At 70.5% G+C, this 13,951-nt stretch carries 11 protein-coding genes; 10 read left to right on the top strand and 1 reads right to left on the bottom strand.

Going from position 1 to position 13,951, the window contains the following annotated elements:
• Nucleotides 1-4 precede the first annotated feature (4 nt).
• Nucleotides 5-262: an acyl carrier protein gene (locus ACQPWW_RS23915; RefSeq protein ID WP_433125681.1), complete on the top strand. Its 258-nt coding sequence runs from the start codon at nt 5-7 to the stop codon at nt 260-262.
• A 3-nt stretch (nt 263-265) separates the two neighbouring features.
• Here ACQPWW_RS23915 and ACQPWW_RS23910 read toward each other — a convergent pair whose 3' ends face one another.
• Nucleotides 266-1,579 (bottom strand): serine hydrolase domain-containing protein, encoded by a 1,314-nt coding sequence (locus ACQPWW_RS23910; RefSeq protein WP_433134522.1) that lies wholly within the window; start codon nt 1,577-1,579, stop codon nt 266-268.
• A gap of 130 nt (nt 1,580-1,709) precedes the next feature.
• Between ACQPWW_RS23910 and ACQPWW_RS23905 the strand changes: the two genes are divergently transcribed.
• The 9 genes from ACQPWW_RS23905 (at nt 1,710) to ACQPWW_RS23865 (ending at nt 13,942) form a co-directional block, all read left to right on the top strand.
• Nucleotides 1,710-2,183 (top strand): NfeD family protein, encoded by a 474-nt coding sequence (locus tag ACQPWW_RS23905; protein ID WP_433125680.1) that lies wholly within the window; start codon nt 1,710-1,712, stop codon nt 2,181-2,183.
• A gap of 5 nt (nt 2,184-2,188) precedes the next feature.
• Nucleotides 2,189-3,295: an SPFH domain-containing protein gene (locus ACQPWW_RS23900; protein WP_030489097.1), complete on the top strand. Its 1,107-nt coding sequence runs from the start codon at nt 2,189-2,191 to the stop codon at nt 3,293-3,295.
• Between the two features lie 151 nt (nt 3,296-3,446).
• Nucleotides 3,447-4,250: a hypothetical protein gene (locus tag ACQPWW_RS23895; protein WP_433125678.1), complete on the top strand. Its 804-nt coding sequence runs from the start codon at nt 3,447-3,449 to the stop codon at nt 4,248-4,250.
• 497 nt (nt 4,251-4,747) lie between these two features.
• Nucleotides 4,748-5,743, top strand: a complete 996-nt coding sequence (locus ACQPWW_RS23890; protein WP_433125677.1) for a hypothetical protein — start codon at nt 4,748-4,750, stop codon at nt 5,741-5,743.
• A gap of 221 nt (nt 5,744-5,964) precedes the next feature.
• The gene (locus tag ACQPWW_RS23885) at nt 5,965-6,963 is read left to right on the top strand and encodes an L-histidine N(alpha)-methyltransferase (protein ID WP_433125676.1); all 999 of its coding nucleotides are present in this window, start codon (nt 5,965-5,967) and stop codon (nt 6,961-6,963) included.
• A gap of 13 nt (nt 6,964-6,976) precedes the next feature.
• Nucleotides 6,977-8,479, top strand: coding sequence for a class I SAM-dependent methyltransferase (locus ACQPWW_RS23880; RefSeq protein WP_433125675.1), 1,503 nt, complete (start codon nt 6,977-6,979; stop codon nt 8,477-8,479).
• Nucleotides 8,480-8,535: 56 nt separating this feature from the next.
• Nucleotides 8,536-11,265, top strand: a complete 2,730-nt coding sequence (locus ACQPWW_RS23875; RefSeq protein WP_433125673.1) for a hypothetical protein — start codon at nt 8,536-8,538, stop codon at nt 11,263-11,265.
• Nucleotides 11,262-11,651 carry a hypothetical protein gene (locus ACQPWW_RS23870; protein ID WP_393362760.1) on the top strand — a complete coding sequence of 130 codons (390 nt, stop codon included), beginning with the start codon at nt 11,262-11,264 and terminating at the stop codon, nt 11,649-11,651. Before ACQPWW_RS23875 ends, ACQPWW_RS23870 begins: the two co-directional genes overlap by 4 nt.
• Nucleotides 11,652-11,677: 26 nt before the next feature.
• A complete protein-coding gene (locus ACQPWW_RS23865) occupies nt 11,678-13,942 on the top strand; it encodes a transglycosylase domain-containing protein (protein WP_433125672.1) in 2,265 nt (754 codons plus the stop codon).
• Nucleotides 13,943-13,951 lie beyond the last annotated feature (9 nt).

The following is a 13,951-nucleotide window of genomic DNA, read 5'->3' as shown; positions in this document are numbered from 1 at the left end:
TCCCGTGGACCGTCAGCAAGCCCTCGCCTGTCTCAAGGACGTCATGTGCGACGAGTTCGGCTATCCCGCCGAGGGGATCGTCGAGACCGCCAGCCTGCGCGACGACGTCGGCATGGACTCGCTCGACCTGATCGACCTGGTATCGGCTCTCGAGAACCGCTTCGACGTACCGGCCGCGTCGGCGGAGATCAGCAGCGTGCGCACTGTCGGGAACGTCGTCGACACCATCCTCGCCCTGGATGCGGCGCTCCCACCGAGGTGAGCCTCAACCGATCTGGTCCGGGTCCCGGGTGTAGACGAAGGTGGCGATGTCCAGCGCGACCGCCCGGCCCTGCTCGTCGCGGCGCACGGTGAGGATCTCACCGTTCTGCCCGCCGGCCCGGCCGCGCCAGCGGTCCGGACCCTCGGCGACGAAGTGCAGGTTCGGCGCGTTGACGGGGCCGGCGCGCAGGTCGCCGGCGGCGTCCGCGTACACCTCGATCGTGGTGCCCATCCACCACCAGCGGCCGGTCAGCTCGGCCAGTTCGGCGGGCGGGGGGGCGGCGGCCGGCCGCCACGGGGTGACCGGCGTCGGTTCGGCGTCCAGCACCAGGGTGAGCAGCTGTCGTCCGAGCGCGCCGAGGTGCACGGTGCGCAGGGTGTACGCGTTGACCAGGCCGACCACGGCGGTGCGGGTGGGTCGGTGCACAGCCAGCGAGGCGCCGTAGCCGGGCATCGAGCCGCCGTGGCCGACGTACACCCGGTTGCCCTCTCGGAAGAGTTCCAGCCCGAGCCCGTGCCCGTGGGTCCAGGACTCCAGGTCGCTGACCACGACGGGGGAGCACATCTCGGTAAGCGTCTCGGCGGCCAGCACCGACGGGTCGGGGTCGGCGAGGAACGCGGCCCACCGACCGAGGTCCTCGATCGTCGACCAGAGTTGCCCGGCGGGGGCCATCGCACCGGTGTCGGTACGCGGCTCCTCGCGGAGTGTGTCGTGCCAGGGGTGGACGACGTAGCCACTGGCGAACGGCTCGGTGGCCGCGTACGTGGTGCGGCGGAGGTCCAGCGGGGTGAGGATCCGCTCGCCGAGCAGGTCGGCCCAGGTTGTCCCGGTGAGCCGTTCGAGGACTCCGCCGAGCAGCCCGTACGCCAGGTTGGAGTAGTGGTAGGTGGCGTGCGGCGGATAGGCGATCTTGTCGGGGGTGACCCCGGTCAGCAGGGTGGCCAGGTCCGCTCCCGCGGTCCGCTCCCACCAGTCGCCCTCGGGCTCGCGCTGCATGCCACTGGCGTGCCCGAGGAGTTGGCGCAGGGTGAGCGTGCCGACGCCGGTGCCGGGGAGGTGCTTCTCCAGCGGGTCGTCGACGGCGAGTCGGCCGGCGTCGCGCAGTTGCATGATCAGGGTCGCGGTCATCGTCTTGCTGATCGAGCCCAGCCGGTACTGCAGGTCGGCGTCCGGGCGGGGGTGCTCGCCGGCGGTGGCCAGGTGGACCAGCGCCCCGTCGCGGACCACGCCCAGGATCAGCGACGGGGCGTGCCCGTCGAGCTGCGCCTGGGCGACCTGGGCGTCGATCCGTCGGGCGGTCTCGGGCAGCAGGGTCAACGGGATCTCCTCGGGTCGGGCCTTCGGATCATGGGGGTCGGGCCTTCCGATCATGGCCGGAAGGGGCCCCGCCGAGGCTACTGATCTTCTCGGGGGAGCCGCGCGTGCATTTGCGTGTCACGATCGTGGTGTGGACGCCGTGGTGTGGATCGTATTGGGTGTGCTGCTGGCCGTCGCCGAGATCTTCACGACGACGCTGTTCCTGATCATGTTCGCGGCTGGCGCGTTCGCCGCCGGCGGTGCCGCCGCTCTGGGCGCCCCGGTGGCGGTGCAGGCGCTCGTCTTCGCTGTGGTGTCGGCGCTGAGTCTCTTGGTGGCCCGGCCGGCCCTCCGACGGCACCAGCGCTCGTCGCTGGAGAGCGGCGAGCAGCCGTTCGGTCTGGAGGCGATCGAGGGCGCCACGGCGCTGGTTCTGGAGCGGGTGGACGCTGACCATGGCCTCGTCAAGATCGACGGTGAGCTGTGGAGTGCCCGCCCGTACGACACGACGCAGACGTTCGACCCTGGTCAACGCGTGCGGGTGATCAAAATCCGGGGCGCGACCGCCCTGGTGTGGCAGGACGATATTTCTTCCGCCGGCGAGCTGCCGGAAGCGAGAGGGTGAACGGGATGACCTTAATCGGGGTGGTGGTGATCGCGGTGGCGTTGATCGCCGTGATAACGCTGGCCAAGGCGGTGCGGATCGTGCCGCAGCAACGCCAGGACGTGGTGGAACGACTCGGCAAGTACAAGCGCACCCTCAGCCCCGGCCTCAACCTGCTGGTGCCGTTCATCGACGCGGTGCGTACGAAGGTCGACATGCGGGAGCAGGTGGTCAGTTTCCCGCCGCAGCCGGTGATCACCTCGGACAACCTCGTGGTCTCGATCGACACGGTGCTCTACTTCAAGGTGGTCGACTCGGTCCGGGCGACCTACGAGATCTCCAGCTTCCTCCAGGCCATCGAGCAGCTCACCGTCACCACGTTGCGTAACGTGATCGGCTCGCTGGACCTGGAGCGGGCGTTGACCAGCCGGGACGAGATCAACAGGCACCTCTCCGGGGTGCTGGACGAGACCACCGGCCGCTGGGGCATCAAGGTGACCCGGGTGGAGATCAAGGCGATCGAGCCGCCGGCCAGCATCCGCGACTCGATGGAGAAGCAGATGCGCGCCGAGCGGGACCGCCGCGCGGCGATCCTGACCGCCGAGGGGCACAAGCAGTCGGTGATTCTGACCGCGGAGGGCGACAAGCAGTCCGCGGTGCTGCGGGCCGACGGTGACCGGCAGGCCCGGATCCTGCAGGCCGAGGGCCAGGCGAAGGCGATCCGGACCGTGTTCGACGCGATCCACCAGGCGAACCCGAGCCAGAAGGTGCTCGCGTACCAGTACCTCCAGGCCCTGCCGCAGATCGCGCAGGGCAGCGCCAACAAGGTCTGGATCATTCCGGCCGAGCTGACCAAGGCCCTGGAGGGGATGGGTGGCGCTCTCGGCGGGTTGAGCCAGATGGTGGGGGACCTTCCCGCACCGGAGGCGGCCGAGCATGCGAGCCAGGTCGAGCGCGAGGCCGCGGAGGCCGCGCAGGCCGCGGCGGACGCCGCCCAGCAGATCCACGACGAGGTACGCGTCGCCGAGGCGCAGGCCACCGGCGGCAACAAGCCGCAGGGGCTGCCCGCGCCGGAGCCGGTCTCTCCGGCCAGCCTGACCGAGGATCCGGCCGACCAGCGCGAGCGCGGCTGATCCAGGACGCCGGTCGCCCGGCCGGATAAATGCGAGAAAGACTCATGGGGCGCTCCGAGGCCTGCCACGATCGGTCCTAGGACGGGTGGTGACCAGGCAATCGGGGCGCCCCGGCGCGTTCCGCACCACTCGCGGACGAGCGAGGTGACGCATGAAGGATCCGGCGAATCGGATGTGGTCCTCGGCCCCGGTGCCCGGCGCGCACGACCCGATCGCTCCGCTGGGTTCCCGCAGCACCGGTGGCGGGTTCGGCGTGTTGCCGTTCGTAGACGAGCCGACCGCAGGCGGCCCGGCCACGAACGCGAGCTGGGCCTGGTCGGTGCGCCGGTTCGCGCGGGCGGCCGTGTGGCTGCTGCCCGCGTACGCCATCCTCTACGGCGCGGTGGCGATGGCCAGCGACGGCGGGGTGGGCAACGACCCCTATCCGGCCGACGGCCGGGCGGTGTACCTGATCGGGTGGGTGGCCGCGGTCTGGCTCGGCCTGCTCGCGCTGCTGGCCCTCACCGGGCTGCTGGCGGCGACCCGCAGCCGCCGGGTGGCCGCCGCCGGGCTGCTGGTCAGCATCGCCGGCACCGTGCTGATGCTTCCCTTCGCCGGGTTCACCGAGCAGACGCCGGTCTTCGGGACCACCGCGCGGTCGCTGGTGCTGCTCGGCGCGACGTTCTACAGCGTGGGCTGGTTCCTCACCGGGTGGGCGGTGGCCCGCTCGGGCACCTTCAGTCTCGGCGACGGCGTCATGCTGATCATCGCCGCGCCCCTGCTCGGCCTGGGCGGTGCGCTGATCGGTTCGCTCCAGACGTTCGGCGCGATCTTCGTGCTGATCGCCGGCATCGGCATCGGTTATCGTTCCGGCCGCCTGATGCCCCGGGAAACCGCCCGCGACGCGGCCAGCGCCAGCCTCTCCACCCCGGCCCCGCCGCCCGCCGCCCCGGGCGGCCCCATTTCCCCCGCCTGATTCGTTTCGGCGAAACCCCGCCACGGAACGACGTTGTCCAGGCCCGGACAGCGGCGGGAATGGCGGTCTCCGAACTGTCGGATCCTTGACCCCCCGTGTCGATCGGCGCGAGCCGCGGTTGGCCATTGTCGAACCCGCTACCGCCATTCGTGGATAGCGGCGAGAGGGCTGGCGGGTTCGCCGCGAACGACCATTCAATCGACGTGCGGCGGCGCGCCGTTGCTGGTGAGGGCACTGATGGACGGCCCGGGTCGCGCCGCGGCAGCGGCCCAGCACCGGTCCGGTCGTGGTGCCGCCGACTCCGCCAGGCGGGGATCCACCCTGGGCCCAGGCGTGTGACTCCGGAAAGCACACAGCCCATGCCGCCCCATCCCAACGGCGCGGCACGGGTCCGTTTGGCCATTGTCGGCGGACGCAACGCGGACGCGATGCGTCGATGGGCCGTGCCACCATTGGTGCTCAATTCCCGGCGATGTCGACATTCATGGAGCAATATCGTGGCTGCGCTTCCCCGAATGACCGTGCTGCTCTGCGATAGTGATGACGCCGCCGCGGGGCGGCTCTACCAGGAACTGACCTCCAGCCCGCTTGTGGAGCGGGTGGTGGCGGTCGGGAGTCTCGCCGACGCCGTTCGCGAGGCCGGCGCCGGCACATTCGACGTAATCGTCGTCGACCCGCTCAGCACCGACCTGGCGCAGGCCGGCCGCTTCGCGCTGTCCCGCTCGGGGGAGGGGGCCGCCGTGGTGCTGTACGTCGACCTGGCGCGAGTGGAGAAGCAGGCGGCGGCGTTCTACCACGGCGACCGGAGCCGCCTTCGGGAGGCGTTCACGCTCGACAAGCGAACGCCGCCCGACATGCTGGCGGCGGAGGCCGACGTGGTCCTGACCAACTGTCAGGCGTTCCGGCTGCTCGCCACCAGCAGATCCAACGCGGACCGGCTCATCGACGAGGTGCGCGACCGGGCGGCCAGCAGCGGCGACGACGAATTGGAACGGCTGGTCGACGACGTGGACCAGGCCCGGATTCTGGAGCACGTCCGACCCGACGCGGGCCTGGTGCGGCCGAAGGTCGCCAGCAACAGCGTTTTCCTGTCGTACCGGTTCAAGGAGGAGGACGGGTTTGTCCGGGGCCTCAGCGGATTGTTGGAGGACAACGGTTTTACCGTGATCACCGGTCGGGCCGCGGACGGGTACGTCGGAATGGCGGTACTGAACCGGATTCGGGAGTGCGAGTTCTTCGTCTCGTTGATGACCCGGTCCCGGCAGTTCGCCGAGCCCGGGGAGAAGTTCGCGACAAGCGCCTGGCTGATCGAGGAGAAAGGTGCCGCCCTCGCCTTCAGCAAGTACATGGTGCTGCTGGTGGAGGAGGGGGTGGACGACATCGGCGGGCTGCACGGCGACTGGCAACGGCACGAGTTCACCGCGCCGACGTTCACCACGGCGGCGCGGGCCGCGGTGCAGCAGTTGCGCAACCGCAGCGGCCGGCCGGACTGAGTCGTCCCGGGACGATTTAACACTCCGGTCACAGAGTTGACCGTTCGGTTGAATAACGCAGTCTGACGGCCAATGGTGGTTCGTCTTTATGTCTGCTAGTCCTAGCGGGGGAGGTGCTGTGCTTGCAGATCGTGAAACAACTCGGCGGTAAACGAGCCATTGTCCGGCGTCATTGCCCTACCATCAGGTCGACGGCAGCTCTGACTTCGTCGGAGGACGTTGTGGCAGAGACGATCGGCGAGGCGGGCACGGGTGCCAACCTACGAGCGCAACCAGGTCCGACGGGTGACCCGACCCGGTGCCGGTCACCGCACTTCGAGTGTGAGCGGCACCGCCGCGCCGCGCTGGCGGCCATCCACGCCGGTCAGCTGCCCCTCAAGTTCGCGTACGCCGGAAGCGCCGCCCTCACCCACGACGCCTACGCCCGCACCGACGACTACCTGAGCATGCTCGCCTCCGCCCGCCACGAAGCCGAAGCCCTGCTTGCCGCGCAGACCCTGACGGCCGGCGCACTGGCCGTCGCGGAGATCGGTCCGGGCAACGGCAAACGCAGCAGCGCCTTCCTCAACCGGCTGACCAGTCTCGGCCACCCCTGTCGGCGTTACCTCGCGTTGGACTTCAGCGCCACCCTGCTCGCCATCGCCTGTCACCGGTTGGCCCACTTCGCGGGCGGCCAGATGAGCGTTGACTCTCACGTGTGGGACATCGAGTCTGGCGCCTCGCAGGGTGTCGAACGGTGGCGGCCGGGGCCCGAGCCGGTGGTCGCCTGCCTGCTCGGGCACACCCTTGGCAACCTGGAATGCCCGACCGTCGCCCTGGCCAACATCCGTGCCTCACTGCGCCCGCACGACGTGCTCGTGCTGAGCGTGGTGGTGGGCCGGCCGGACGAGCCGGCGGACACGGTGCTGGCGCCGTACCGCTGCCCGGAGTTCCGCGACGCGGCCCTGGAGCCGCTGCTCGCCGCCGGGCTGCGCGCGGTCGACCTGGATTTCGTGCTGCGCTGGCGGGACGGCGCGGTGACCGGCGAGGCGGTGCTCCGACGACCGGGTGTCCTGGACGGCACCCGGCTGCCCGCGGGCCATCGCATTCGCTGCTTCCAGTCCCGCAGGTTCAGCTATCCCGACGTCATTGCCGCCGTCAGGGACGCAGGTTGGCTCATCCGGCACGCCGCGTTGGCGTCCGGCAGCCACCATTTGGTGATCACGGCGTCGCGAGGGTGAGGGAGTGGCGGACATGACCGAACGAAAGGTGGCGCCGGAGAGGGTCACGCCCGCCGACCTGATCGACCGGGCGCGGCGGGCCAGTCTCTTCTATCGGGCCTCCTACGAGGGAACCGACCCGAACTGCGTGCGGCTGCCCGGCGCGGCGATGGACGAGTTGGTGCAGGGGCTGGTCGCCGGGGTGCACGACGAGTTGTGCCAGATCGTCCCGTACACCACGGCTGGTCGTCCCGCCGATCCGTTCTCCCGGGCGATGTTCCGCCAGTTGGCGCGGCGCGTGACGGTGCGCCGCATGTACCTCGTGCCGGGCGAGGACGTGGGCACGGGGGAGATCGACGAGCAGTTGGCAGAGGACCGTGAGCACGATCTGGACGCGGTCATGGTGCCGGTCTTCATCGCCGGCGAGCTCCCGTTGGTGCCGATGACCGACATGTGGCTGATCGACGGCCAGGTGGTGGTCCGGCAGGAGGTGGGCGGGGACGGTCTCGCGTCCTGGGTGGTCAGTGGCCACTCCGAGGAGGTGACTCGGGCCCGCCTGCTCTGGGATCGTCTGATGAGCCGGTCCTGCCTGCCCGACCGCGGCCGGCCTCGGCGGCCCGGCCCCGAACTCACCCGCTGGCTGCTCCAGTCGGCGAACATGCTGTACGCGATGGCGCCGATGTCCTGCGGGCCGTCGCACCTGGACAAGACCAACTGCTCCTGGTACCACCAGTCGTGGCAGTACCTGCGCCTGTTCGACATGGTCAGCAGCCCCCAGTGGCACGCCGAGTTCTACGCGCAACAGTTGGCCCAGGCGATCCGCGGGGGCGCGCGCCGGGTGATGATCAGCGGCACCGCCGACTACACCCTCCTCGCCTTCCTGCTGGAGGCGGTGCGGTCGGCGATCGGCGGCATCCCCGCAGACCTGGACGTGCACGTGCTCGACAAGTGTCAGACACCACTACTGGCCTGCGACTGGTACGCCAAGCAGATCGGTGCCCGGGTGCAGGTGCACCAGGCCGACGTGACCTCCCCCGACGCGGTCGCGCGGCTCGTCGAGGGCGGCAAGTTCGACCTGGTGTTGGCCGACGCGTTCCTGACCCGGTTCAACCGCGCCTCGGCGGACGCCGTGATCGGCAGCTGGTCCGCGCTGCTGAACCCGGGCGGTTCGGTGATAACCACCGTCCGGCTGCACCCGGGCAACGAGTGGCCGAGGGACGACGAGGAGCAGGACGGCCGCCACCGGGTGTCGGATCTCGTCGACGATTTCGAGCTGCGGTTCCGGGAGCGGGCCACCGGTTGGCGTGGACTGCTCTCGGTGGAGCTCGACGATCTCGCCGAAGCGGCCCGCCGTTACGCCACCCGGATGGCCAGCCACGACCTCGGTGACGCCGAGGAGGTGCGGGCGGCGTTCGGCCGGGGCGGCTTCCGAGTGTCCGATTCGGACGTCAAGACCGTCGACGGTGAGCTGGTCCGCACCCAGTACCTCCGACTGCGCGTGGACCTGCCCTGCGACAGCGGAGGGACTGGCGGTTAGCATCAACATGTCGTGGTGACCTCGTTGACCCACGGTGATCGCCGAAGGGGGGGTCGGTGCCCGACTATTCGCCCTGGCCGGCCGTCAAGGCTCTCAGCCCCGAGGTGGGCGCGTACGAGTTGCTCACCGCCGCCCACAAGGACCTCAACGCCCAGACCGCCATGCTGGACGAGCGGCCCGCCGCGCTGCGCGTCGTCAGCGCCTCGACGGAGTTCCGCGACGGCGTGGGGCACGAGCTTGTCATCCGGGTGGAGGCGATGGGGCAGCCCACCGAGGTGCGGCTCTCCGAGAAGGACGTCCGGGCCACCGCCTTCGGGGACGGCAAGCACGGTGTCACGCCGCTGGTGCTGCTCTCGTACGCCCTGCAGAAGGATCCGTTCCCCTCCGGCTGGCGGCCCCGGCGGGTCGGGCACGCCGAGCCGCCCTCGGCCACCGCGATGGCGTACTACTCCCGGCTGGACCGGTTGACCGACAGCTCCACCCAGGTCGAACGGCAGCTTGAGGCGGGCCGGGACGTGGTGGTGATCGGCGAGCACGGCTGCGGCAAGTCGGCGCTTGTGGCAAACGTCGCCGACAAGCGGCTCGCGGCCGACGACGGCGTCGTGTGGCTCAACCTCGCCGACCCGGCCGACGGTCCAGAGTCGATCGTGTTGGCCCTGCTGGAGCAGTCGCGCAGCCGCACCGGCCGTTACCTGCTCGTCCTGGAGAACCTGCACGCGAACCCGCTGGTGCTCAACGAGTTGTTCGACTGTGTGACCCGGCTGCGCTCGGACTTCGGGCTCCAGGTGCAGGTGCTCGCCACGAGCTGGAAGTCGGCCGGGCCCAACCTCGCTGGCGGCGAACCCACCCGCGAGCTGCGCCAGGTCCTCGCCGAGGGGCGGCCGCTGATTAGCCAGCTGCTCGTGGAGAACAGCATCAGCGAGGCGCACTGGCCGACGATCCAGCAGCTGGCCCAGGATGACGTGCACATCGCGTTGACAGCGATCGACCTCTACGGCACTCGCGGCACCGTGCCGACCGAGGCGGACCTGGAGGCGTACTACACCCGGCAGATAACCGGCGACGACCAGCGCGAGGTGCTGTACCGCGTGGCCTGCCTGGGCGTACTGGAGTTGCAGATGGCCACCCGGGAGGCGGGTCCGCTGCTGGCCACGCTGCAACGGTTGCGCGACGACGGCCTCATCTACCAGATCGACGGCGCGTACCTGATCGGCTCCCGCCGCCGGGCGCAGCTCGTGATGAACCACGCCCGCCAGCACTGGGACGCCGACCGCCGGTGGAACAGCCCCGAGCGCAACGTGTGGCTGCATCTCCAGCGCGGCGGGGAGCGCTTGATGAAGGCGACGCTGAGCCGGCTGGATCAGCTGATCTCGCCGGACACGGCGCGGACCGACACGCTGCACCTGCTGAGCACCTGGGAGACGCTGATCCGGCTCGGCCGGACGTTGCGGAAACGAAGCGCCGACGACCCGTCCTGGGGGGACAATTCCGGCGCCGCCGTCTTCGCCGCGAGCGCGCTCAACCAGCTCAACCACGTCGACTCCTGGTTGAAGATCGCTGGTGAGGTGCGGACCCGCTGGCAGTACGACGGGCCCGGCTGCGGGCTGCCCGAGCCGGTGGACCGGGTGACCGCCGACTGTGCGGACTTCGACGAGATCCGGCAGTCGATGGCGACCGAGGACGCGATCTTCGGGGCGGCGCCGCACCTCGCCGGCATGTCCGCCGAGCAGTTGGACACCGGGCGGATGTACCGCAACTGGGTGCTCGGTCTCCTGCTCGGTTTCGAGGGTTCCGCGCCGGCCGTCCACCAGGATCAGAAGCGGATCGACCGGCTGGTCGAGGTGGCCCGCGAGGCCCAGGAGGAGGACGGCAACTTCTACCCGGCGCGGGTGCCGTGGGTGACCGCCCGGGTGGTCCTCGGTCTGTGTCAGGCGAACCTGCGGGTGGACCACCCGGTGGTCCGGGACGCCTGCAACTGGCTCCTGCGGCCGGTGTCCGAGGGTGGGCCGTTCGACAACTGGTGGCGCAGCGGCACCGGCACGTGGAACCGCGAGGAGGCCACCACCGCGATGTGCCTCAGCGCCCTGGTGCGCGCCGGGGTGCCGATGCGCCCGGAGATGAAGACCGCGCATGCCCGGCTGATGGGGCGCGAGGGGGAGTGGACCACCGAGGGGCGGGAGATCGACATGGCCCAGGTGCTGGAGGCGACGCTGCTCTGCACCGGGGCCGCCAACGGCACCCGGGACCACCTGAGGACGCTGTTCCACCGTATGACCACCGAGCGGAAGAGCCGGGCGCTGCTGTCCACCGCGCCCGAGGAGCGGTTGCGCATTCCCTTCGTGGCCGCCCAACTCGCCGACATCGTGTGGCGGATCGTGCAGTTGGAGAGCCTGAAACTGTTCGGCGACGTCATCAACCAGGGTCGGCCGGAGCCGTCCGAGCCGTCGGAGGTGGCCGTGGAGCCGCAGACTGTCGCGTCGTCCTCCAAGGGGGCGACCCTGAGCCGGCGGCATCTGCGTGCCTGGCAGCGGGGATGCGAGCAGATCGAGGGGACCATCCGGGAACGGATCGCCAAGCGCGACGGGCCGATGCGCACGCCGGCGGTGGAAAAGGTGATCAATGAACAGTTGTCCTACCGGGCTCAGCTCACCGAGCTGACCAGCCGCCTCGACGAGCATGCCGATCGGGAGTTGTTGGAGCAGATCGACGCCCTCGGGCGGCTGGTCTGCGGTGTCGCGTGGCCGGATCTGCCGTGGCCGGACTTCGGGCCGGAGGATGACGCGTGAGCATCGCGGTGCCAGCGCCGTCGACGCTGAACTTCCTGGCCGGGCTCTTCGCCGGGGCGGGGATCAACATGCTCACGTCCGTCTCCACCGGCCCCGCGGGCACGGACGTCTCCACCGGCAAGATCGCGCTGGACTCGGCGCTCTGGGTGGTCGCCGCCGGCTTCCTGACCTGGGCGGCGCACCTGTTCCAGGCGGCCGAACGCGACGCCGACCTCTACATCGATCGCGACTTCAGTGAGCCGGAGAAGCAGGAGATCCGGCAGGAGTACCTGCGCCGGGCGTTGCGGCGCGCGCGGCTGCCGTTGGCGATGACGGTTCTGGCGCTGGTGTGCGCGGTGCTCCTGTTGCCCGGTTTCATCCGCTGGAGCGGCGTCCTGGGTGGTTGACTGTCGGGCCGCTGCCACGGTTGGCGGTGAATTGCCTGACAATCGCCGCCCAGGCTGGCCGTTTCCCGAATTCCGTGGCAATCCTGGGGACCATGGCCGCCCCCCGCTCGCCGCTGTCGCGGCTGTTCACCGTGCTGCTCGCCGGCGTGTTGGCCGGGCTTGTCCTGGCAGTCGCCGCGCTACCGGGCAACCTGTTGCTCGGGCTCAGCGCCCGCGCCGCGCTCGGGTCGTACGCCGCGTTGCCGGACTCGCTGAAGACCCCGGCCACCCCGCAGCGCTCGTACCTCTACGCCAACGACGGCAAGACGTTGATCACCACGTTCTACGACGTGAATCGCACCGACGTCCCGTTGTCGGAGATCGCCCCGGTGATGCGGCAGGCGATCGTGGCGGCCGAGGACCGGCGCTTCTACGACCACGGTGGGGCGGACCTGCGCGGCCTCGCCCGGGCACTTGTCGCCAACGTCAAGGGCGGCGGCACCGAGCAGGGCGGCTCGACCCTGACCATGCAGTACGTCCGCAACGTCCTCAAGACCGACCCCACCCGCACCGCCGAGGAGCGCGCCGCCGCCACCGACCCCACCGTCGGGCGCAAGATCCAGGAGATCCGGTACGCGAGCGCGTTGGACAAGAGCCTCGGCAAGGACGAGATCCTCGACAGGTACCTGAACATCGCCTACTTCGGCTCCGGCGCGTACGGGATCGCGGCGGCCAGCCAGCGGTACTTCGGCAAGCCGCCGGCGCAGCTGACCCTCGCCGAGTCGGCACTGCTCGCCGGCCTGGTGCAGTCCCCGGACGCGTACAGCCCGATCAGCGGCGACAAGGACGACGCGTTGGCCCGCCGCTCGTACGTGCTGGACTCGATGGTCGCCACCGGCGCGATCACCGCTGCACAGGCCGCCCAGGCCAAGGCGGAGCCGTTGGCCCTGCACCCCACCGCTCAGCCCAACGGCTGTACCGCCGTGTCCCAGGGCCACGACGACTGGGGTTACTTCTGTGACTACCTGCGACGGTGGTGGGTCGCCCAGCCGGCGTTCGGTGCGACGGTCGCGGAGCGCGAGCAGGCCCTGCGCTCCGGTGGCTACACGGTGGTCACCTCGCTGGACCCGAAGATCCAGGCCACCGCGCAGCAGCAGGCCACCAAGGTCTACTCCTACGACAACAAGCGCGCCCTGCCGATCGCGGCGGTCCAGCCGGGCACCGGGCAGGTGTTGGCGATGGCGGTCAACAGGCACTACAGCCTGGCCGACAACCCGGCCGGGCAGCCGAACCACCCGAACACCGTCAACCCGTTGATCTCCGGCGGAGCCAGCGTCGACGGGTACCAGGCCGGTTCGACGTTCAAGCTGTTCACCATGCTCGCCGCGCTGGAGTCGGGCCGTACCCTCTCCACCGGCTTCGACGCGCCCGCCAAGCTGCCCACCCGGTACGCCGCCGAGGGCCCGGGTAGCTGCGACGGGCACTGGTGCCCGGCCAACGCCAACCCGGACTGGATGGACGGGTACCGGATGATGTGGGACGGCTTCGGCCGCTCGGTGAACACCTACTTCGTCTGGCTTGCCGAGCAGGTCGGCCAGGACAAGGTCGTCGAGATGGCGCAGCGGCTCGGCATCACGTTCCGCGCCGACTCGGACGCCGCCTTCGCGAAGAACAACGCCGCGAACTGGGGTTCGTTCACCCTCGGCGTGGCCGCCACCACCCCGCTGGACCTGGCCAACGCGTACGCCACGGTGGCCGCCGAGGGCACCTACTGCACGCCGGTGCCGGTGGTGTCGGTGACCGCGGCGGACGGGGAGAAGGTGCCGGTCGGGCAGCCGTCCTGCAAGCGGGTCCTCGACGCCGACGTCGCCCGTGCCGCGACCGACGCCGCGCGCTGCCCGGTGGGCCAGCAGTCGTCGTTCGGGCAGTGCAACGGCGGCACGGCCACCGGGGTGAACGACATCCTCGACGGCCGGCCGGTGGCCGGTAAGACGGGCAGCTCGGAGCAGAACTCCACGGAGACGTTCGTCGGGTTCACCCCGCAGGTCGCGGTGGCCGGCATCGCCGCCAACCCCGACGACCCGGCCGACTCGGTGGGCTCGGCGGTGCAGGGCAAGGTGATCGACGCGGTGGCCCGGGTCATCGCCACCGCCGTGAAGGGACAGCCGGAGAAGGCGTTCGTGGCGCCCAGCCACGAGTTGGCCGGCGACCCGCACCGCCCGGTGGAGCGACCCGCGGTCCCGGAGCGCCGACAGCCGCCCACCGAGGATCCCCGCTCGGCCCTGCAACGCTGGCTCGACCGCCGCGGCTGACCCGCGCTC

The sequence above is a fragment of the Micromonospora sp. CA-240977 genome, assembly GCF_050942285.1.
GTDB lineage: Bacteria > Actinomycetota > Actinomycetes > Mycobacteriales > Micromonosporaceae > Micromonospora.
This window is presented reverse-complemented; position numbering and strand designations above follow the sequence as displayed.